Source organism: Streptomyces sp. NPDC047072, from assembly GCF_040643855.1.
Classification (GTDB): Bacteria; Actinomycetota; Actinomycetes; order Streptomycetales; family Streptomycetaceae; genus Streptomyces.
The window spans coordinates 18,855-40,468 of the sequence record NZ_JBEYVC010000093.1; the positions used below are offsets into that span (position 1 = coordinate 18,855).

At 70.5% G+C, this 21,614-nt stretch carries 18 protein-coding genes; 12 read left to right on the plus strand and 6 right to left on the minus strand.

Annotated elements, in window-relative coordinates:
* Positions 1-18: 18 nt before the first annotated feature.
* Positions 19-1,602: a D-aminoacylase gene (locus ABZ896_RS31770; RefSeq protein ID WP_360936625.1), complete on the plus strand. Its 1,584-nt coding sequence runs from the start codon at positions 19-21 to the stop codon at positions 1,600-1,602.
* A 30-nt stretch (positions 1,603-1,632) separates the two neighbouring features.
* Here ABZ896_RS31770 and ABZ896_RS31775 read toward each other — a convergent pair whose 3' ends face one another.
* Entirely contained in the window at positions 1,633-2,559 is a 927-nt protein-coding gene (locus ABZ896_RS31775) for a serine protease (protein ID WP_360936627.1), read from the minus strand.
* A gap of 190 nt (positions 2,560-2,749) precedes the next feature.
* A complete protein-coding gene (locus tag ABZ896_RS31780; RefSeq protein WP_360936629.1) occupies positions 2,750-3,334 on the minus strand; it encodes a hypothetical protein in 585 nt (194 codons plus the stop codon).
* Positions 3,335-3,496: 162 nt separating this feature from the next.
* Between ABZ896_RS31780 and ABZ896_RS31785 the strand changes: the two genes are divergently transcribed.
* Together ABZ896_RS31785 and ABZ896_RS31790 are read left to right on the plus strand one after the other, a co-directional pair.
* The gene (locus ABZ896_RS31785) at positions 3,497-4,708 is read left to right on the plus strand and encodes a pyridoxal phosphate-dependent aminotransferase (RefSeq protein WP_360936631.1); all 1,212 of its coding nucleotides are present in this window, start codon (positions 3,497-3,499) and stop codon (positions 4,706-4,708) included.
* Between the two features lie 49 nt (positions 4,709-4,757).
* Positions 4,758-5,180: a hypothetical protein gene (locus tag ABZ896_RS31790; protein ID WP_360936633.1), complete on the plus strand. Its 423-nt coding sequence runs from the start codon at positions 4,758-4,760 to the stop codon at positions 5,178-5,180.
* 250 nt (positions 5,181-5,430) lie between these two features.
* Here the strand turns inward: ABZ896_RS31790 and ABZ896_RS31795 are convergent, their stop codons facing one another.
* Positions 5,431-5,604, minus strand: coding sequence for a hypothetical protein (locus tag ABZ896_RS31795; RefSeq protein WP_360936635.1), 174 nt, complete (start codon positions 5,602-5,604; stop codon positions 5,431-5,433).
* A 110-nt stretch (positions 5,605-5,714) separates the two neighbouring features.
* Here ABZ896_RS31795 and ABZ896_RS31800 point away from each other — a divergent pair, with 110 nt between their 5' ends.
* Genes ABZ896_RS31800 through ABZ896_RS31815 form a run of 4 tightly spaced genes read left to right on the plus strand, consistent with a single transcriptional unit; the run spans position 5,715 to position 10,109 of the window.
* Positions 5,715-6,809 (plus strand): substrate-binding domain-containing protein, encoded by a 1,095-nt coding sequence (locus ABZ896_RS31800; protein ID WP_360936637.1) that lies wholly within the window; start codon positions 5,715-5,717, stop codon positions 6,807-6,809.
* Between the two features lie 24 nt (positions 6,810-6,833).
* Positions 6,834-7,997 carry a toxic anion resistance protein gene (locus ABZ896_RS31805; RefSeq protein WP_360936659.1) on the plus strand — a complete coding sequence of 388 codons (1,164 nt, stop codon included), beginning with the start codon at positions 6,834-6,836 and terminating at the stop codon, positions 7,995-7,997.
* Positions 7,994-9,520: a VWA domain-containing protein gene (locus ABZ896_RS31810; RefSeq protein WP_360936639.1), complete on the plus strand. Its 1,527-nt coding sequence runs from the start codon at positions 7,994-7,996 to the stop codon at positions 9,518-9,520. The genes ABZ896_RS31805 and ABZ896_RS31810 overlap by 4 nt, the downstream gene beginning before the upstream one ends.
* A complete protein-coding gene (locus ABZ896_RS31815) occupies positions 9,507-10,109 on the plus strand; it encodes a hypothetical protein (protein WP_360936641.1) in 603 nt (200 codons plus the stop codon). The genes ABZ896_RS31810 and ABZ896_RS31815 overlap by 14 nt, the downstream gene beginning before the upstream one ends.
* Before the next feature lie 145 nt (positions 10,110-10,254).
* Here ABZ896_RS31815 and ABZ896_RS31820 read toward each other — a convergent pair whose 3' ends face one another.
* On the minus strand, positions 10,255-12,078 hold the full coding sequence (locus tag ABZ896_RS31820) for a phosphoenolpyruvate carboxykinase (GTP) (RefSeq protein ID WP_360936643.1): 1,824 nt from the start codon (positions 12,076-12,078) through the stop codon (positions 10,255-10,257).
* A gap of 339 nt (positions 12,079-12,417) precedes the next feature.
* On the opposite strand from ABZ896_RS31820, the gene ABZ896_RS31825 reads away from it, so the two are divergent.
* From ABZ896_RS31825 to ABZ896_RS31840, 4 genes are all read left to right on the plus strand, one after another.
* Positions 12,418-13,125, plus strand: a complete 708-nt coding sequence (locus ABZ896_RS31825; RefSeq protein WP_360936645.1) for a hemolysin III family protein — start codon at positions 12,418-12,420, stop codon at positions 13,123-13,125.
* Between the two features lie 114 nt (positions 13,126-13,239).
* Entirely contained in the window at positions 13,240-14,784 is a 1,545-nt protein-coding gene (locus tag ABZ896_RS31830) for a DHA2 family efflux MFS transporter permease subunit (protein WP_360936647.1), read from the plus strand.
* 5 nt (positions 14,785-14,789) lie between these two features.
* Complete coding sequence (locus ABZ896_RS31835) at positions 14,790-15,425, plus strand: TetR family transcriptional regulator (RefSeq protein WP_360936649.1); 636 nt, start codon at positions 14,790-14,792, stop codon at positions 15,423-15,425.
* 33 nt (positions 15,426-15,458) lie between these two features.
* Positions 15,459-16,172, plus strand: coding sequence for a Mut7-C RNAse domain-containing protein (locus ABZ896_RS31840; protein ID WP_360936651.1), 714 nt, complete (start codon positions 15,459-15,461; stop codon positions 16,170-16,172).
* Between the two features lie 53 nt (positions 16,173-16,225).
* Here the strand turns inward: ABZ896_RS31840 and ABZ896_RS31845 are convergent, their stop codons facing one another.
* Together ABZ896_RS31845 and ABZ896_RS31850 are read right to left on the minus strand one after the other, a co-directional pair.
* Positions 16,226-18,247, minus strand: coding sequence for a thioredoxin domain-containing protein (locus tag ABZ896_RS31845; RefSeq protein WP_360936653.1), 2,022 nt, complete (start codon positions 18,245-18,247; stop codon positions 16,226-16,228).
* A gap of 30 nt (positions 18,248-18,277) precedes the next feature.
* A complete protein-coding gene (locus ABZ896_RS31850) occupies positions 18,278-18,904 on the minus strand; it encodes a hypothetical protein (RefSeq protein ID WP_360936655.1) in 627 nt (208 codons plus the stop codon).
* 173 nt (positions 18,905-19,077) lie between these two features.
* Between ABZ896_RS31850 and ABZ896_RS31855 the strand changes: the two genes are divergently transcribed.
* The coding region (locus ABZ896_RS31855; protein ID WP_360936657.1) for a tetratricopeptide repeat protein at positions 19,078-21,614 on the plus strand (2,537 nt) is incomplete at its 3' end.

A 21,614-nucleotide genomic window follows, 5' to 3' on the forward strand; every position in this document is an offset into this window, starting at 1 on the left:
GACCCGAGGAGTACGGCCATGGAAGAGCTCGTCATCCGGGACGCGGACGTCGTCGACGGCAGCGGCGCCCCCTCCTACCGCGCCGATGTCGTCGTGGACGGCGGCCGGATCGTGTCCATCGTCAAAGAGGCGGCCGACGCGGGCTGCCAACGCCCGAAGGCCCGGCGGGAGTTGGACGCGGAGGGCCTGGTCCTCTCGCCCGGCTTCATCGACATGCACGCGCACAGCGACCTGGCCCTCCTGCGCGACCCCGACCACAGCGCCAAGGCCGCGCAGGGCGTCACGCTCGAAGTCCTGGGCCAGGACGGGCTGTCGTACGCCCCGGTCGACGACCGCACCCTGGAGGAGGTCCGCCGGGCCATCACCGGGTGGAACGGCTACGGCGACGACATCGACTTCGACTGGCGGTCGGTGGGCGAGTACCTGGACCGGCTGGACCGCGGGATCGCCGTCAACGCGGCCTATCTGATCCCGCAGGGCACGGTCCGCGCGCTCGTCGTCGGCTGGGACGACCGTGAGGCGACACCCGAAGAGCTGGACCGGATGCGGCAGTTGGTCGCGGAGGGCATGGCGCAGGGCGCGGTCGGGATGTCGTCCGGGCTGACCTACACGCCCGGCATGTACGCCAAGGACGCCGAACTGACCGAGCTGTGCCGGGTGGTGGCGGAGTACGGCGGCTACTACTGCCCGCACCACCGCTCGTACGGGGCGGGCGCGCTGGAGGCGTACGAGGAGATGGTGGCCCTGACCCGGGAGGCGGGCTGCTCCCTCCATCTGGCCCACGCCACCATGAACTTCGGCGTGAACAAGGGCCGGGCACCGGAGCTGCTGACCCTCCTGGACGAGGCGCTGGAGTCGGGCGCGGACATCAGCCTGGACACGTATCCCTACACCCCGGGCTGCACAACGCTCGTGGCGATGCTGCCCAGTTGGGCCAGCGAGGGCGGACCCGAGGAGATCCTCAAGCGGCTCGCGGACGACGGGACCTCCGAGCGCATCCGCCACCACCTCGAAGTCATCGGCTCGGACGGCTGCCATGGGGTGCCGATGGAGTGGGACACGATCGAGATCTCGGGGGTCACGGATCCCGCGCTGTCGGAGTACGTGGGCCGCCGTCTGGACAGCTGGGCGACCGCCCGGCATCTGCTGCTCGCCGACCGGCTGGCCCCGTCGATCCTCCAGCACGTCGGCCACGAGGAGAACGTCCGCACGATCATGCGGCACCGCGTCCACACCGGCGGTTCCGACGGCATCCTGCGGGGCGCGAAACCGCACCCGCGCGCGTACGGCACCTTCCCGCACTATCTCGGCCACTACGTACGGGAGTTGGGCGTGCTGTCCCTGGAGGAGTGCGTCGCCCATCTCACCTCGCGCCCGGCGGCGCGGCTGCGGCTGCCCGACCGGGGTCTGGTCCGCGAGGGGTACCGGGCGGACCTGGTGCTCTTCGACCCGGCGACGGTGGCGGCGGGTTCGACCTTCGAGGAACCGCGCAGGCTGCCGTACGGCATCCCGCACGTCCTGGTCGACGGGCGGTTCGTGATCGAGGACGGCCGGCGCACGGACGTGCTGGCGGGGCGGGCGGTCCGTCGCAGTCCCATGTGACGGAACGCCGCCTTCACAGCCGTACGAGAGTTACGGCTTGGGCAGGGTGCACCCGCTGGCGTTCAGGTTGAGCTGGTTCCCGGTGGTGAAGCACGCCGGGATGATGTAGGTCTCCTCGGCGTAGTTGATGCCCTGGCGGACGGTGACGGTGCCGTTGGCGTCGACCTCGCAGGGGTTGTTCACCGTGCAGGACTCGCCGTCCTCGTTGCCGGTGTTGTTGACGGCGACGACCTTGCCGGTGGACTGGTCGATGACGGGTGAGCCCGAGGTGCCGCCGATGGTGTTGCAGGCGGAGGTGTAGCGGACCGAGTCCTTCCAGGTCCAGTCGCCCTCCTTGAGGCGGTAGACGAACCCGTCGATGTTGCAGTTGTAGAGCGTCTTCCAGTAGCCGGAGGCCACGGTGATCGCGGTCCCGGCGGTCGGGTGCGTGTCCTGGAGGGTGAGCGCCGAGATGCCGTACGAGTTCTTGATCGTCGCGTACGTGCTCGTGAGCTGGTAGATCGAGACGTCCGTGTCGGTCATCGTCGCGTAGGCGAGCTTGCTGGCGCGCAGGGTGGCGACCCGGGTGCCGGAGGAGTTGAGCAGGCCGAAGGTGCGGGTGGAGCTCTGGTTGGTGACCACCTCGCCCGGGTCCAGGAACCCGGAGGTCAGGCAGTGGCCGTTGGACATCACCAGGGCCGGGTCGGTGTCCAGGGAGTTGGGGAGGCGGACGACCGATCCGGAACAGTTGCTGAGCGAGACGGTCCCGGCCAGGGAGACCGCGCTGAGCGACGGCGAGGTGACCTGGTTGACGGCCGAAGTGGCCGAGGTGACCACGTCGTGCACCACGCCGGTGAGCGTCTCCGTGTCCACGCTCTTGCCCACGCCCGTGGCGGTGGGCTCGGCCGCGACCGCGGGTGCCGCGCCGGCCCCGGCCAGCACCAGGGCGCCGATCACGGCGACGAGAGGCTTCTTCATGTGGGGGTCCCCTCTTACATGACGAGGGTGACCGGAAAATCTCCGGCCACCCGCTAATTTGTCATGCACATTCTGAACTGGGGGGCGGGTGAGGGCAAGGAGTTGTTTCCGGCCCGGACGACCGGCGGCCAACCTATCGACAGGAACGGTGACTTGAGCGGGTGATGACGTGACCATCCCGCGAAGATGTCTACTTGGGCTTCTTGGTCGCGCCCTGTCCGCGGCTCTGTCCGTTGCGGGAGTTGCCGGGCGCCGAGGTGGCGGGCGCGGCGGCGGTCGCGGAGGCCGAGGCCCCGGTGGGCGTCGAGGACGCCTCGCCCCCGGCGGCGGGACGGCTCGTCGAGGCGGCCGGGGACGGGAGCGTCGTAACGGCATCGGAAGGCGCCGCGCCGACGGACCCGCCGGCCGACGCACTCGCGGACGTTGATGGCGCGGGCTCCTCGGACGCCGTCCGCACACCGCCCGTACCGCCCCGCGTCCGGTCGCCGTCCGAGGAGGAGCCGGAGAGGGACAGGCGGCCCGCGATCAGGGCGGCCGCCGACACGGCCCCGACCGCGCCGACGGCCACGACCGTCCGGCGCGAGAGGGATCCGCGGGTACGGCGACGCGAGCGCCTGTGGGTACGGGGTTCCGGGCGCCCGGCACCCTCGTCGCCCACCGCGGGCAGCTCCCGGGTCTCGTCGTACGCGTTCTGCCAGCCGTGCGCGGCCGCCGGGTCCTCGTACTCCTCGTAGGCCGGAGCGGGTCCGCCCTGCGGTCGGTACACGTTCGCCACGTCTGGTCCGTTCTCGTGTTCGGGCGGCGTCGACATGGCCGCGCATTTCAGAGACGGGTGGGACGACAGCGACAGTTACCGGCGATAACAGCCCAACCCCGCCCATCTCATGTGGCGGAAAGCACGAGCCGCATCGCGTTACCGGGTCGTAAGCTCCCAGACATGCAGCTGATCCAGTCGACCAAGCTCGCCAACGTCTGTTACGAGATCCGGGGCCCGGTTCTCGAGGAGGCGATGCGGCTGGAAGCGGCAGGGCACCGCATCCTCAAGCTGAACACCGGGAATCCGGCCGCCTTCGGGTTCGAGGCGCCCCCGGAGATCCTGGAGGACGTCCTGCGCAACGTCTCCGGGGCGCATGGCTACGGCGACGCGAAGGGCCTGCTCGCCGCGCGGCGCGCGGTCGTGATGCACAACCAGACCATCGGCGTCGAGACCGACGTCGAGCACGTCTTCATCGGCAACGGCGTCTCCGAGCTGATCGTGATGGCGATGCAGGGTCTGCTGGACGACGGCGACGAGGTCCTCGTACCGTCGCCCGACTACCCGCTGTGGACCGCCGCCGTCTCCCTGTCCGGCGGCACGGCCGTCCACTACCGCTGCGACGAGCAGTCCGACTGGATGCCGGACCTCGCGGACGTGGAGCGCAAGGTCACCGACCGCACCAAGGCGCTCGTCATCATCAACCCCAACAACCCCACGGGCGCGGTGTACGACGACGCGATGGTCCGCGGGCTGACCGACATCGCCCGCCGCCACAACCTGCTGGTCTGCTCCGACGAGATCTACGACAAGATCCTCTACGACGACGCCAAGCACACCCCGACCGCGGCGCTCGCCCCAGACCTGCTCACCCTCACCTTCAACGGCATGTCCAAGGCGTACCGGGTGGCCGGCTACCGCGTGGGCTGGATGTCGATCTCGGGCCCGCGCGCGCACGCCGACTCCTACATCGAGGGCCTGACCGTCCTGGCGAACATGCGGCTGTGCGCGAACATGCCGGGGCAGCACGGCGTGGTCGCCGCGCTGAGCGGCCGGCAGTCGATCAACGACCTCGTGCTGCCGGGCGGGCGGCTGCGGGAGCAGCGGGACGTGGCGTACGACCTGCTGACCCAGATCCCGGGTGTGACCTGCGTGAAGCCGAAGGGGGCGCTGTATCTCTTCCCGCGCCTGGACCCCAAGGTCTTCAAGATCAAGGACGACCGGCGGATGGTCCTGGACCTGCTGCGACAGGAGAAGATCATGGTCGTGCAGGGCACCGGGTTCAACTGGCCCGAGCCGGACCACTTCCGGGTGGTGACGCTGCCGACGGTCGGGGACCTCAGGGACGCGGTGGGGCGGATGGCGAACTTCCTCGACGGCTACAGCCAACTTTAGACAGAATCTAAGCTAGGATGGTTTCCTGACACAGCCAGGAGGCCATCCCATGTACGAGCCGATCCGCACCAAGTCGGTCCACAGCACGATGGCCGGCGCGTCCTCGGACTTCCCGCACCGCTCCCGCGAGGAGGAGCTGGACATCCAGCTCGCGGGCCACCTCGCCGCGCTGCTCGCCGTCACGGACGAGTTGCGTACGGCGGTGCCGTCCGAGGACCTGGACACGGCGGCCGAGCGGCTCGCCGAGCAGGTGACCAGGCTGCGGGGCGGACGCCCGCCGGTCCGTGCCGCCGGCTCCGGCCGGGGGACCGATCCGGCCGCCCTGCACGAGAAGGCCCACACCCTCGCGGGCCGCGCGCTCGTCGTGGCGGCGTCCCGGGCGGACACGGCGGCGGCGATCCTCACGGCGGAACGCATGGACGCGCACGCCGCCGCGCTCGCCGGACCGAGGGAACTGGTCGACGCCGGCTGACCTCACGGGGTCTCTTCGATCGGCCCCGGTCCGCGTGCACCCACAGCGCCGCGCGGACCGGGCGCCCCACACTGCGTTGGCTTGAACCGGGGCTACTGGTGAACGCCGGTTCGCCTGTCTGCCGGTATGCGATCGCGGGTGGCGGTCCGACGGGCGTCGCCGAGATCCGCCGCCATGGCGCATCGACCGCGCGGCGTCGCCGACCGGCCCGGACGGTATCCGCCGCAGCGCCGCCCGCCCCGTGCCCGCGTCAGCCCAGTAGCACCGTCAGGATCACGAACAGCGCCAGTATCCCCAGGACCAGCACCCACACCGGCCAGGTCCCGCGGCCGCGGGGGTCGTCGGGGCCGCCGCCTCGGGGGCGGTCTTCCCGGAGGTCGGGGTCGGGCGGGCGGTCGCGGGAGTAGAAGTCACCGTCGGCCATCACGGATCACTCCTTCGGTCGGCCGTCCGGGTACCCCCGCCCGGAGCGGCGCACTCCCGTTGCATACCGGGAAGGGCCGGTCACCCCGTGTTCACCCGGCCCGCCCAGGAATGTTGGGTTCCGCGAGCAGGCTCCCCCCTGTGAGACGCATCGCAGGCATCGTCCTCGCGGTCCTGCTGATCGGTGGCGTGGTGGCCGCCGTCGTCGCAGGTCGCGGCAGTGAGGACAAGGGCACGGCAACGAAGACCGTGCGTGGAGTGATCGGATCGGAGAAGGCGGAGTTCTTCGAGGATCCGGACGTGGTGAAGGCCCTGGCCGCCAAGGGCTACACCGTGAAGGCCGAGACCTCCGGGTCCTGGGCCATGGAGGGGCTGGACCTGAAGGGGTACGACTTCGCGCTCCCCTCCAGCCAGGCCCCGGCCGCCGAACTCGCCGCGAAGTACAAGGTCCGCGGAACCCTCCCGCGCCCCTTCTACTCGCCCCTCGTCGTCGTGGCGCACAAGAGCGCTGCCGAGGTCCTGGCGAACAACGGCCTGGCCACCCTGGACGCCGAGCACCGCGGCACCCTCAAGATGGCCGCCTACCTGGACGCGGCCCGCGAGGACCGCACCTGGCAGCAGCTCAAGGGGGCGGAGAAGTACGGGGAGTTGACGGGCACCCTCTACCTGTCCAGCACCGACCCCGAGACCTCCAACTCCGGCGCCCTCTACCTCGCCGCCGCCTCCTATGTGGCGAACGGCGGCAAGGTCGTCGCGAGCGACAGCGAGGTCGGGCGGACAACTCCCCTGCTGCGCAAGCTCGTCGGCGTGCAGGGCGCCCAGCAGTCCAGCACGGACGCGGCGTTCCGGGACTTCGTCAGCGGCGCAGGCAACCCGCTCGTCCTCGTCTACGAGTCGCAGGTCGCCGCCCTCCTCGCGGACGGACAGCGCCCCGACGACCTGGTCGTCCTCTACCCGGACACCACCGTCAACAGCGACCACACCGTCGTACCACTCACCGAGAACGGCACGGCCCTCGCCGAACTCCTCTCCACCGACCCGCGGTTGCGGCGGCTGGAGGTGCGGCACGGGTTCCGGCCGCAGGGCGAGGCCACCGAGTTCGCGTCGGCGGACACCTATCTCAAGCAACAGCTCACCGGCGTCCGCCAGGCGCCCGTGCCCACCTCGAAGGTGCTGCACGAACTGGCGCGACGGGCGCGCGGATAACGGGGGACCCGAGTCATGACAGCCATGAACGACGACACCTTCCTGCTCACCCCGCCCGAACCGGTGGCCGCCGTGCCCCGGGAGAAGGCCGGCGGACTCGTCCCCGTCGACGACACCGTCCGCACCGACATGGCCGCGAAGGCCTCCGCCTACGTCGAGGGACTCGCGGCGCTCGACGCCCGCTCCCCCGAGTTCGCGGGCAAGGTCGGCGAGATCACCGCGCTCGGCGCCGGCGATATGCGCACCGCCGCCGCCCAGTCCAACCGCATGCTGGAGCGCACGATCCGCAGCCTGCCCGACAAGGGCGGGGACGCCCAGTCGCAGGTCGCGGGCTCGCTCGTCGAACTCCGGCGGGTGGTCGAGGACCTGGACCCGCGCGACCTCCCGGCCTCCAAGGGCCGCAAGCTCCTCTCCAAGCTGCCCGGCGGCAACAGACTGCGCGACCACGTCGCCAAGTACGCCTCCGCACAGGGGACGTTGAACCGGATCGTGGGCTCGCTCCGGGGCGGCCAGGACGAACTCCGGCGCGACAACGCCGCGTTGCAGACCGAGCGGGTCCGCCTGTGGGAGAGCATGGGCAAGCTCCAGGAGTACGTCGTGCTGACCGAGGCCCTGGACACGGCCGTCGAGCAGCACATCGCCGGCGTCCCGGACCCCGAGGCCGCCGACTCGCTCCGCGCCGACGTGCTCTTCCCGGTCCGCCAGAAGCACCAGGACCTGCTCACCCAACTCGCCGTCTGCGCCCAGGGATACCTGGCCATGGACGTCGTACGCCGCAACAACGACGAGCTGATCAAGGGCGTCGACCGGGCGGCCACGACGACCGTCTCGGCGCTCAGGATCTCGGTGATGCTGGCGTCCGCGCTCGACCACCAGAAGAAGGTGATCGAGCAGGTCAACGCATTGCGCGGGACGACCGAGGACCTGATCCGGGGCAACGCCGAGATGCTGGCGACGCAAAGCGGGGAGATCCAGCGCATCGCCGCCGACCCGGCGGTGGGCGCCGAGACCCTCCGCAGCGCCTTCCAGCAGATCTACCGCACGCTCGACGCGATCGACACGTACAAGGTCCAGGCGACCGAGGCGATGGCGACGACCGTGGAGTCCCTGACCTCCGAACTCCAGCACGCCTCCGCCTACTTGGAGCGCAGCCGGTCGCGGGGCGCGCTGGAAGGGGGCCTGGGATGAGACGAGTTCTCCCGGTGCTGTTCGCGGTCGCCCTCCTGGCAGGGTGCAGTTCCTCGTCGGACGAGGACCCGAACGCCCCACAGCCCGGCACCCTCCGCGTCCTCGCGTCCAGCGAACTGAGCGACATGAGCCCGGTGTTGGAGCGGGTCGAGAAGACCACCGGCATCAAGGTCCGGCCCACCTACATGGGCACCCTGGACGCCGTGGACCTGCTCGCGAAGGGCCGGACGGACGGCCGTTACGACGCCCTGTGGCTGTCCTCGAACGACTACCTCCGCCTGAACCCGGCCGCGGCGAAGAAGGTGGTCTCCGAGAGGCCGGTGATGTCGAGCCCGGTGGCGATCGGGGTGCGGTCCACGACGCTGAAGTCACTCGGCTGGAAGCCCGCGGACGTCACCTGGTCCCAGGTCGAACAGGCCGTCCAGGACGGCAAGTTGACGTACGGCATGACCGACCCGGCCCGCTCCAACTCCGGCTTCTCCACGCTGGTCTCGGTCGCCTCCGCCCTCTCCGGCGCCCAGTCCGCGCTGACCGACGCGGACGTCGAGAAGGCCACGCCCCGGCTGAAGGAGTTCTTCAAGGGCCAGAAGCTGACGTCGGGTTCCTCCGGCTGGCTGGCCACGGCGTACGACCGCCGCGGTGACGTCGACGCTCTCCTGAACTACGAGTCCGTCCTCAAGGGCATCCCGGGCCTGACCGTGATCCGCCCGCGCGACGGAGTGATCACCGCCGACTACCCCGTCAGCTCGCTCACTTCGACGACCGCGCGCACCCGCGAGGACGTCCGCCGACTGACGGAGGCCCTGCGCACCCCGGCGATCCAGCAGCTGATCACCGACCGCACCCACCGCCGCCCGGTCGTCCCCTCGGTCCCCCCGGCGGCCGGCCTCGACACGACCCGCCGCCGCGAACTCCCCTTCCCGGGAACGCGATCCGTCGCCGACGGCCTGCTCGACTCGTACGAGAACGAACTGCGCCGCCCCTCGCGCACGGTCTACGTCCTGGACACCTCGGGCTCGATGGAGGGCGACCGGCTGTCCCGCCTGAAGCAGTCCCTCACCGACCTCACCGGCGACTTCCGCGACCGCGAGGAGGTCACGCTGATGCCGTTCGGCTCCGAGGTCAAGGACGTCCGCACCCACGTGGTCGACCCGGCGGACCCGAAGGCGGGCCTGGCCGCGATCCGCAAGGACACGGCCGATCTCTCCGCCGACGGCGACACCGCGATCTACACGTCGCTGGAGAAGGCGTACGACCATCTGGGCACCGACCGCGACACGTTCACGTCGATCGTGCTGATGACGGACGGCGAGAACACGGCGGGCGCGAAGGCGAAGGACTTCGACGCCTTCTACGCCGCCCTCGACGGGGACCGCCGCCGGATCCCGGTGTTCCCCATCCTCTTCGGCGACTCCGACCGCACGGAGCTGTCCCACATCGCCGACCTGACCGGCGGCCGCCTCTTCGACGCCCAACAGGGCTCGCTGGACGGCGCCTTCGAGGAGATCCGTGGCTATCAGTAGATACCTGGAGTCCCGCAAGAACATCACGGGCAGCGTCTGCGGCCTGATCGGCCTGGCCCTGACCTTCACGGGAGTGGCGGGCCCGTACTGGCCGGCGGTGGTGGCGGGCCTGTACGGAGCGGGAGCCCTGCTGGCACCACCGGAGAGGCCGGCGGTACCGGATTTCGCCGATCCGTCGGCCCAGTTGGACGAAGTCCGCGAGGACTTCGAGAAGCTGCACGCCTATCTGACGGACGTCGAGTTGTCGGTCACGGCGGCGGCCCGCCTCCGCGAACTCACCGAGCTGCTCACGGCGTTGCTGGACAGGGGCTGGAGCACGGAGCTGCTCGCACAGGACCCCGAGGGCGTGCACTCCCTGTCCCGTATCGTCCGGCGCGACCTGCCCGAGGCGGTCGACAGCTTCGTACGGACAAGGTGGTGGACGAGGATGACCCCGGGCGGCGAATCCCCCGAACTCCACCTGGAACAGCAGTTGGGCCTGATGAGGACGGACGCAGAGCACTTGGCAACTGGCCTGAGGGAGACGGAGGCCAGGAGACAGGAAACCCACACCCGCTACTTGGAAGAACGCGAACAGCAACACCCTTAGGGGCGCGGGGAACTGCGCGACCAGCCCCCACCGAAGCCGCAGACGAAGGGCCTGCCACCCCTCCTCGTCGGGGCGGACGGGAAAAGATGACAGGCCCACAACCCGGCACGCCGTTGTACCGAGCCTCGCCCTACTCAGCGGAACGTCAGCCCAGCCGCTGCACCAGCGCCCGGTACTCGTCCCACAGCTCCTTCGGCGTGTGATCACCGAACGTGTTCAGATGCTCCGGCACAAGAGACGCCTCCTCCCGCCAGACCTCCTTGTCGACCGTGAGCAGGAACTCCAGGTCGGCCGAGGACAGTTCGAGCCCCTTCGTGTCCAGCGCCGAAGGCGTCGGCAGCACACCGATCGGCGTCGACACCCCCTCCGCCTTGCCCTCCAGCCGCTCCACGATCCACTTCAGAACGCGGCTGTTCTCCCCGAACCCGGGCCAGACGAACTTGCCCGCCTCGTTCTTGCGGAACCAGTTGACGTAGTAGATCTTCGGCAGCTTGGCCGGGTCCTTGCCCTTGGCGACGTCCACCCAGTGCCCCATGTAGTCGCCCATGTTGTAGCCGCAGAACGGCAGCATGGCGAAGGGGTCGCGGCGCAGCTCCCCGACCTTGCCCTCGGCGGCCGCGGTCTTCTCGCTGGCGACATTCGCGCCCAGGAAGACACCGTGGTTCCAGTCGAAGGACTCCGTCACCAGCGGCACCGCCGACGCGCGCCGCCCGCCGAACAGGATCGCCGAGATCGGCACCCCGCGCGGGTCCTCCCACTCGGGCGCGATGATCGGGCACTGCGAGGCCGGCACGGTGAAGCGGGCGTTGGGGTGGGCGGCCGGAGCGTCGGACGACGGCGTCCAGTCGTTGCCCTTCCAGTCGGTGAGGTGCGCCGGAGTCTCCTCCGTCATCCCCTCCCACCAGATGTCGTTGTCGTCCGTGAGCGCCACATTGGTGAAGACGGAGTTGCCCCACAGCGTCTTCATCGCGTTCGCGTTGGTGTGCTCACCGGTGCCGGGCGCGACGCCGAAGAAGCCGGCCTCGGGGTTGATGGCGTACAGCCGGCCGTCCTCCCCGAACCGCATCCAGGCGATGTCGTCACCGATCGTCTCGACGGTCCAGCCCGAGATCGTGGGCTCCAGCATGGCGAGGTTGGTCTTGCCGCAGGCGGACGGGAAGGCCGCGGCGACGTACTTCGACTCGCCCTGCGGGGGCGTGAGTTTGAGGATCAGCATGTGCTCGGCGAGCCAGCCCTCGTCACGGGCCATCACCGACGCGATGCGCAGGGCGTAGCACTTCTTGCCGAGCAGGGCGTTGCCGCCGTAGCCGGAGCCGTAGGACCAGATCTCGCGGGCTTCGGGGAAGTGCGAGATGTACTTGGTGGAGTTGCACGGCCAGGGGACGTCCTGCTCACCGTCCTCCAAAGGCGCTCCGAGCGTGTGGACGGCCTTGACGAAGAAGCCGTCCGAGCCCAGCTCGTCGAGGACCGGCTGTCCCATGCGGGTCATCGTCCGCATGGAGACCGCGACATAGGCGGAGTCGGTGATCTCGACGCCGATCGCGGAGAGGTCCGAGCCGAGCGGGCCCATGCAGAACGGGACGACGTACATCGTCCGCCCCTTCATCGACCCACGGAAGATGCCCTTCTCCCCCGCGAAGATCTCTCGCATCTCCCCGGGAGCCTTCCAGTGGTTCGTCGGCCCCGCGTCCTCCTCCTTCTCCGAGCAGATGAAGGTGCGGTCCTCGACGCGCGCGACGTCGGTCGGGTCGGAGGCCGCGTAGTAGGAGTTGGGGCGTTTGATCGGGTCGAGCTTCTTGAAGGTGCCCTTCGCGACGAGCTCCTCGCACAGGCGCTCGTACTCCGCTTCGGATCCGTCACACCAGACCACGTTGTCCGGCTGGGTCAGTTCGGCGATCTCGTTCACCCACGAGATCAGTTCCTTGTGCTGGGTGGGGATGACGGGGGGAGCCGCGATGTCGCGCGCCACGATTGCTCCTAGATGAGGGATTTTTTGTTTGGAGGCCCCGTGGGGGCTGCGACCCGGATGCCTGTCGCGCCGTTTCGGTGGTGACCTTGGCGCTCATCCGGTGCCGACCGCACTCATTTGATCATCCGACCGTAGCGCCCATCTGTCCAGAGGGCATCACAGGTGAGCGGAGTGAGGATCGCCACGCTTTCTTTGTGCACAGCGCGTTTATTTGCGTACACGTAGCGTTGGGACAACGGTCCCTTTACCGATCAACTCCCGTGAGATGATGGCCACTCTTGGGCGTTCTCCCCGACGGACTGATCCGCAACTTACGGTTCCGTAGGTACGATGCCGGGCATGACGCCGCCCGCCCCCGACGCCGCTTCGCTGCCGCACCAGATCAAGCAGACCGCCCAGCATTTGGCCGAACCCATCAAGCCCAAGCTGCGCGGCTGGCTCCACCTCGGCATGTTCCCCGCCGTACTCGTCTCAGGGCTGGTGCTCACCGCCCTCGCCGACTCCACCAGAGGCCGGATCGCCTGCGGGATCTTCGCCCTGACGGCCTGTCTGCTCTTCGGCGTCAGCGCGCTGTACCACCGGGGCAACTGGACCCCGCGCATGGACGGCGTCCTGCGACGGCTGGATCACGCCAATATCTTCCTGATCATCGCCGGCACCTACACCCCGCTGACCATGCTGCTGCTGCCGGGAGCCAAGGGGCAGTGGCTGCTGTGGGGCATCTGGGGGGCCGCGCTGGCCGGGATCATCTTCCGGGTCTTCTGGGTCGGCGCCCCGCGCTGGCTGTACACCCCCTGCTACATCGCGATGGGCTGGGCGGCCGTCTTCTTCCTCCCCGACTTCATGCGCACGGGCGGGATCGCGGTCCTGGTCCTGGTGATCGTCGGCGGCCTGCTCTACAGCGCCGGCGGCGTGATCTACGGCCTCAAGCGCCCGAACCCCTCCCCGCGCTTCTTCGGCTTCCACGAGGTGTTCCACTCCTTCACGCTGGCCGCGTTCGTCGTCCACTACGTCGGGATCTCCCTGGTCGCCTACCAGCACGGATAACGCCCCATACCACCCCGAAGGGCCACGGCTTGAGAGCCGTGGCCCTTTTTGCATGCCCGCCTGCATGCCCAAACCATTTGACAGTAACTAGATTTTGAGAGCTACTCTCATTTCATGGACACTCTCACTCCGGATCCACGTCGCTGGTGGGCCCTCGGCGCCCTCGTCGCGAGCATGCTGACGCTCGGCTTCGACACGACGATCCTCAATGTGGCGCTGCCGACCATGGCCGCCGACCTCGGCGCCAGTACCGGCCAGCAGCAGTGGATGGCGGACGCGTACGTCATCGTCTTCGCCGCGCTGATGCTCCCCGCGGGGCTCCTCGGCGACCGCTTCGGACGGCGGCTGATGCTGATCGCCGGTCTCGGCGTCTTCCTCGCCGGCTCCCTGGTCGGGGCTCTCGCCGGGGACGTGAACTGGGTCATCGCCGCCCGCGCCCTGATGGGTGTCGGCGCAGCCCTGATCACCCCGCTGGCACTCTCCGTGCTGCCCACGCTGTTCGCCCACGACGAGCAGCCCAAGGCCAACGCGATCGTCTCCGCCGCCTCCGCCCTCGGCCTGCCGCTCGGCCCGATCATCGGCGGCTGGCTGCTGAACCACTTCTGGTGGGGCTCGGTCTTCCTGGTCAACGTGCCGATGGCCGCGATCGGCATCGCCGCCTGCGTCTTCCTGCTCCCCGAGACCCGCGACCCGGCCTCCCCCAAGGTCGACACCGTCTCCACCGCGCTCACCGCGACCGGCCTCGGCGCCCTGATCTACGCCATCATCGAGGCCCCCACCCGCGGCTGGGACGACCCGCTGGTCCTGGCCATGCTCGCGGCAGCCGTCGTACTCATAGCTCTCCTGGTGCTGCGCGAACGCCGGGTCGAGCGCCCCATGCTCGACATGACCCTGCTCACCCACCGCGGCTTCCTCTTCAACACCGTCGCCGCGACCCTGGTGATGTTCGTCCTGTCCGGCCTGCTGTTCGTGCTGCCGCCCTACCTCCAGGCCGTCCTCGGCAACGACTCCCTCGGCACCGGCGTACGCCTGCTGCCGATGATGGGCGGTCTGCTGCTCGCCTCCCGGACGGCGCCGCAGGCCGCAGCCCGCTTCGGCGCCCGGGCCACGGTCAGCGCCGGTCTGGTGGTCCTGGCCTTCTCCGCCCTCCTGGCCAGTCGTACGACGACCGACTCCGGCTACGGCTTCACCGCGCTGTGGCTCTCCCTCACCGGTCTCGGCTTCGGCTTCTCCCTCATGCCGGCCATGGCCGGAGCGCTCGGCGCCCTGCCCCGCGACCGCGCCGGCAGCGGCTCCGGACTGCTGATGACGCTGCGCCAGGTGGGCGGCGCGATCGGCATCGCCCTGCTGGGCAGCCTGCTCGCGAGCACCTTCCGGGACCGCCTGGACGTCACCGGGTTGCCGGCTCAGGCGGCCGACACCGCCGGGGAGTCCGTCGTCGCGGCGCACATCGTCGCCGAGCGGACCGGCTCGGCCGACCTGCTGGCTTCCGCGAACAGCGCGTACGTCCACGGCATGGGTGTGGTCATGCTGGTCTGCGGGGTCGCGGCGCTGCTCTCGGCGCTCCTGGCCGCCGCCTTCCTGCCGGGGACACCGCGACCGCCCAGGACCTCCACGGCTCCGGTCATGGCCGCCGAGGAGGCGGATGCCCGACAATGAACGCCATGACGGCCGCACGTTCCCCCTTCACCGCCCCCGCCGACCGCCCGCAGCTGGGCCTGCGCGAGCGCAAGAAGATCAAGACCCGCGAGGCGATCCGCGCGGCCACGTACGCGCTGGTCAAGGAGCAGGGGTACGACGCCACGACGATCGAGCAGATCGCCGAGCGGGCCGAGGTGTCGCCGTCGACCGTCTTCCGGTACTTCCCCACCAAGGAGGACATCGTCCTGACGGACGAGTACGACCCGCTGATGCTGGAGGAGTTGCGCACCCGGCCGGCCGACGAGCCGTGGATGGACTCGGTGCGGCACATCCTGCACCTGGCCACCGACGCGCTGATGGCGGAGGACCCCGAGGTGGTCCGGATGCGGGCCCACCTCGGGATCCAGGTCCCCGCCGTCCGGGCCCGGATGTTCGAGAGCATGTCGGAGACCGGACGGATGCTCCGCGCGGCCATCGGCGAGCGGGCCGGTCTGGACCCGGAGTGCCTGGAGGTGCGGGTCTGCGCGATGTCCCTCGTCGGCGGGCTGATGGAGGTCAACATGACCTGGGCGGAGAACGACTTCAAGGGCGACCTGCCCGCCATGCTGGAGCGCGCCCTGGACGTCATGGAACACGGCCTCCCCACCGAAAAGCCCTGAGCCCGCTCGGGGGACGCATGACATCCTGACCGGGTGACCGGTCCCGAGATCCACCTCGACTTCGCACCCCGGCTGGCCCTGTTCGTCCCGCGCGGACCGCGCCGCACGCTCGTCACCGACGGCGTCTCGTCCCTCGGCCATGTCGTCGAGTCGGCCGGCGTCCCGCTGACCGAGGTCGGGGCGCTGTGGGTGGACGGCCGCGAGGTGCCGCGCGCGTACGTTCCCGTAGCGGGCGACCGTGTGGAGGTACGGCCGGTCACCCGCCCCCAGTCGGTCCCCGGCGCTCCCCTGCGCTTCCTCCTGGACGTCCATCTCGGCACCCTCGCCCGCCGCCTCAGGCTGCTCGGCGTGGACGCGGCGTACGAGTCGACGGACATCGGCGACCCGGCCCTGGCGTCCCGCTCCGCATCCGAACGCCGGGTCCTCCTCAGCCGCGACCGGGGCCTGCTGCACCGCAGAGAACTCTGGGCAGGCGCCTTCGTCTACAGCATCCGCCCCGAGGAGCAACTCCGCGACGTCTTGGACCGCTTCCGCCCCACACTGAGGCCATGGACCCGCTGCACGGCCTGCAACGGGATGCTGAAGGAGGCCACCAAGGAGGAGGTAGCAACCCAGTTGGAGGGCGGCACGGAAAAGTCGTACGACGTCTTCGCCCAGTGCCAGGACTGCGGGCGCGCGTACTGGAAGGGCGCCCACCACGAACAACTGGAGGCCATCGTGGAGAACGCCTTGGCCGAGTTCGCGTAGTTGCCCCAGGGGCGCGGGGAACTGCGCGACCAGCCCCAACGGCGCCGCACCCGCTAACCCCCCAGCGCCCCCCTCAACGCATCCGCGTCAACAGTCGGCGCATCACACGTGAAGTGCCGACAGACGTAAGCAGTCGGCGCCCCACCAACCAGCACCCGATCCGCAAGCAGCGGAAACTCATCACTCCCCGGCGTCCCCACGGCAACCACAGCCCCCGGCGCCGTACCCAGAAGTGCCGTGCGATGCAAAGGCCCCGCATCCTCAAGCGTCGCCCCGACCACCGCAACCTCCCGCGGCCCATCCACAAACGCCTCAGCCACCGCAAGCCCCCACCCCACGAACCGCGGCACCCGAGGACCAAGCGCTTTCACGACCCCAAGCGCCTTCTCGGCAGCCGCACGATGAGGCTCAGCCCCCGTCTGCGCCGCATAACTCAGCAACGCACCGGCCGCCGCCGTCCACCCGGAGGGCACCGCGTTGTCGGTGGGATCCTGCGGCCGCCGGATCAGCCGCTCCGCATCCACCGCGGTGTCGTACAACGCCCCCTCCCCCTCGCTGAACCGCGTCAGCACATGGTCGAGAAGCAGCCCCGCGAAGTCGAGCCAGACCCCTTCCCCGGTGACGGACGCGAGCGCGAGGAACCCTTCGGCGACATCGGCGTAGTCCTCCAACACGCCCGCGTTGGCGCCGACTTGTCCGTCCTTGCTGGTACGGGAGAGCCGGGCCTGTTCGTCCAGATGCACCCGGACCAGCAGATCGGCCGCCCCCACCGCCGCCTCGACCAGGTCGGGACGGTCGAAGTACGCACCGGTCTCGGCGAGCGCGGCGATCGCGAGCCCGTTCCACGCGGCCACGATCTTGTCGTCCCGGCCTGGAGCGGGCCTTTCCGCGCGTTTGTCGAGGAGCCGCCGCTTGATGTCGTCAATCTTCTCCGCGTCGAACACCGTGTCCTGCTGCGGGAGTTGGAGGACGGACGAGCCGTGCTCGAAGGTGCCCTCCTCGGTGACGCCGAAGTACCGGGCGGCGAGGTCGGCTTGGGATCCGAGGACCTCGTCGAGCTGCTGGGGCGTCCATACGTAGTACGCGCCCTCGACGTGCTTTCCGGTGCCGTCGTCGCTGTCGGCGTCCAGCGCGGACGCGAACCCGCCCTCGTTCGTGCGCAGTTCGCGGACCATGAAGTCGGCGGTCTCCAGCGCGACCCGGCGGGCGAGCTCCGACCCGGTGGAGCGCCACAGGTGGGCGTAGACGCGGCAGAGCAGGGCGTTGTCGTAGAGCATCTTCTCGAAGTGCGGCACGATCCAGTCGCGGTCGACGGAGTAGCGGGCGAAGCCGCCGCCGAGCTGGTCGTAGATGCCGCCGCGCGCCATGCGCTCGCAGGTGTCGCGGGCCATCTGGAGGGCGCCCTCGGAGCCGGTGCGGGCGTGGTGCCTGAGCAGGAACTCGATCACCATGGACGGCGGGAACTTGGGCGCGCCGCCGAACCCGCCGCGCTGTGCGTCGTACTCGCGGGTGAGTCCGAGGAGGCCGGCGGCGAGCTGTTCCTCGCCGGGTGCCTGGGCGTCGCCGTAGGAGATCTCCCGTCCGGCGAGGTCGCGCACGATCTTCCCGGCCACCTCGGCGACCTCCTCGCGCCGCTCGGTCCAGGCCTGCCGGACGCCCTGGAGGACCTGCCGGAAGGAGGGCGAGCCGTGCCGGGGCTCGGGCGGGAAGTAGGTGCCGAAGTAGAAGGGCTCGGCGTCCGGGGTGAGGAAGACGGTCATGGGCCAGCCGCCGTGCCCGGTGGCCGCCTGCACGGCCTCCATGTAGACGGCGTCGACGTCCGGCCGCTCCTCCCGGTCGACCTTGACACTGACGAAGTGCTCGTTGAGGAACTCGGCGGTGTCCACGTCCTCGAAGGACTCGTGGGCCATCACGTGGCACCAGTGGCAGCTGGAGTAACCGACGCTCAGCAGAACGGGTTTGTCCGCCTTCCGCGCCTCCTCGAAGGCCCCGGCCGACCACGGCCACCAGTCCACGGGGTTGTCGGCGTGCTGAAGCAGATACGGGGACGTCTCATGGGCCAGTCGGTTCGGCATGGGTTCCATCCTGCCGCAGTACCCCGCGCATCAGACGGCAGGCGCCTCCCAGACGGTGAGGTCGAGCTTTCCGATGCCCAGGCCCGGTGGTGCCGCGAGGACGTGGATGTAGACGACGCGGCCTTCGCCGGTGAGGAGACAGAGGCGGTCGCCCCTATGGGCCTCCAGGTTGTAGGTACCGTTGCGTTCCACGGCTTCCATACAGCTCTCGGCTGTCGGCGTGGGGTCGGCTTCGGGCAGCGGGGCCAGGTTGGAACCGGAGTTCCAGATGCTCAGCGTCGGAGCGCCGGTGGTCGCCCCGTAGATCACGTCCGACCCCTTCGTGGCCTTCGACACGACCGGGCTCGACGCGTCCAGGTCGATGTTCACGGTCCCGCCCTCGGACACGTCGGCCTCCACGACGGCCGGCCCGTACAGCACCTTGTCCGCACTCTTCGACGGCGACGGCGTCGTCCGCGCCGGAGCGCTGGAATCCGTCACGGCCGACGAACTCGGGGCCACCGAGGCGCTGTTCGTCTCACCTCGGTCGTCGCCGTCCGACCCGCTCAGCACCACCGTGACCACGATCCCCAGCAGCGGTACCAGGATCCCGACGACCCACCAGGCCCAGCGCGGCTGCTGGTGCGGCTCCGTCGGCGTGGTGTTCTCCTCGGTCATCCGCTCCCCCGTGTTCGCCCGCTCCCCCTGCGATCACGATAGCCACACAGCCGCCCCACAACCCCGGTTCACCAACCCTTCGCAGCAACGCGACGCCCACGCCCTCTCGCCCCGATGCGCCGTCCGCCGCACACTTGACCAAGAAAGCCGTTGCCGCCGGAGGGGGACGTGACATGCGGGACAGCCATCGGGCGGACGCCGAACGGCTGTTGGCCCGGGCCGTGGAGGAAGAGGTACGGCGTACGGGCGGGCGGACCGACGGGACCGTGCTGCTGTCCCGGGCCCGCGGCGCGCTGGACTCGATGGCACAGACCGCCGCCGAGGAGTACGAGGCCTACACCCGCGCCCTGGACGAGTCCGAGGCCGGACAGCAGACCTTCGGGCAGCGCTACGCCAAGGAGGCGGCCGGAACTCCCTTGCTGGTGGCGGCCGTTGCCGCGGTCGCGGCCGCCGTCGCCGACCTGGTGCTCGGCACCGACACCGGCACCGCCCTGGGCGCCGGCCTGACGGTGGGCGTCGTCGGCGCCGCCGCGACCGTGGTGAAGGTGGCCGGCTCGCATCTGCCGGCCGCCCACCACCGCGCGGGCGCGATCGGCCAGCCCGGCGGCCCCGAGGCGCTGCGCCTCCAGTGGCTGACCGCGCTGGAGGTGCGGGGCATCCGGCCCTTCCTCGACCAGCAGCGGGTGCTGAGCGCGTCCACCGGCCCGAAGAAGGCGGGGCCGCGGCTGCGCGGTTCGGACAAGAGCGCGGCGGCCCGTGGACGCAGCGTGCTGGAGCAGTCGTTCGGCCAACTGCCCGAGCCGGTCGGGGAGTTCGCGGACCGTCGTACGGAAATGGGACGGATCAGACAGTGGGTGCAGGCCTCCCGCGCCACCACCGACACCCGGCCCACGGTGGTCGTGCTGTACGGCCCGCCCGGCAGCGGCCGCACCGCGCTCGCGGTGCGGGCGGCGCACGACCTCAAGGACTACTTCCGCGGCGCCTGTGTCGTGGACCTGCGCGGCGGCAGCCCGGAGGAGTCGCCGCTGTCCACCCGGGACGCGCTGCTGCATCTGCTCAACCGCCTCGGCGCCCCGCGCGAGCAACTGCTCTTCCGTGAGCGCTCGTCACCGGACCAGCAGGTCAAGCGGCTGAGCGAGCTGTACCACCAGCATCTGGCCGGTCTGCCGGTGACGATCGTGCTGGACGACGCCTCGGATCCGGACCAGGTCCGCACCCTCGTCCCCGAGCGCTCCGACAGCCTGGTCCTGGTCACCGCGCGCGGCCCGCTCGGCCTGCCGTCCGACCTGGCCGCCCGGGTGCACGAACTGCCGGTCGACACCCTGGACGCGGCCGGCGCCGAGGAACTCCTGGACACCGCCGCCGAGTCCGTCACCGGCCCCTACGACGCCCAATCGGCCGAGCTGATCCGGGAGTTGTGCGGCGGACTGCCGCTCGCGCTGCGCATCGCGGGCTCCTCGCTCGGCCCGCGCTCCCCACGCCAACTCGCCACGGACCTGAGCGCGTACGGCCCGGTCGAGCCCGTCGAGCGGGCGCTGTGGCTGCGCTACACCGACCAGTCGGAGCCGGCCCGCCGGCTGCTGCGCCGGCTCGCGCTGGCCGGCCGCGCTTCGCTCGGCGCCGCCGCGGCCGCCGCGCTGCTGGCCACGGACGAGACGGAGGCGAGGCGGCATCTGACGGCGCTCTCCCGCGCGGGCCTGATCGACCACGTCCGCGGCAGCCGGTACCGCGTCCACGACGTGGTCCGCGCCTTCGCCCAGGCCCGCCTCCTCGACGAGGAGGAACCGGCCGAGCGGACGGCCGCGCAGGAACGTCTCATCCAGAACTACGCCGATCTCGCCGACTCGGTGCTGCGTCTGGTCGACGGCAACATGTCGACCCGCTCCGACCGCTTCAGCCCGCACGGCTTCACCTCCCTCGACGAGGCGCTGCGCTGGCTGGACGACGAGTCCAGCTTCATCACGGCCGCTCTCAGACACGCCGACGGCGTCAACCAGGCGGCGGTGCTGAACCTCCTGGGCGCCCTGTGCGACTACTGCCTGCTGCGCGGCGACCTCTACCGCCTGGGCGAGATCAGCGAACTGGCCCAGGCCGTGGACCAGGGCCTGCTGGTGAGATCGGTCCAGTGGCGCACGGGCATCGCGGCCCGCCAGCTGGGCGAGCTGGACAAGGCGCGGACCACCCTGACGTCGGTCGTGGACCTGTACATGGAGGCCCACCACGACGCGGGCGCGGCCCGCGCGCTCTGCTCGCTCGGCATCACCCTGCACCACCAGGGCCAGCTGACGGAGGCGGCGGCCAAGCTCCAGGAGGCCCTGGAACTCCAGTCACCCGCCGAACTGGCCACGGACCGCGCCTGGACGATGCACGCCCTCGCGGCGGTCGAGCGCGACCGCGGCCGGGTCGCCGAGGCACTGGACCTGCTGACCCGCTCCCTGGTCCTGCACCGCGAGGGCGAGTCCGTGCACGGCGAGGCCTGGGCCCACTTCCAGCTCGGCCAGCTGGGCCTGCGCATGGGCGACGTCCCGCGCGCGGAACGGGAACTGCGCACCGCCCTCGATCTGTACGGCCGTACCCGCGACGCCCGCGGCGAGGCCTGGGCCCTGACCCAGCTGGCCCGGGCCCGGCACGCCCAGTATCGGGGGTGCACCCCCGGGAGGAACACGCTTACGGCGCCGGAGACGAACATGCCGCAGCGCCCGGCGACAGC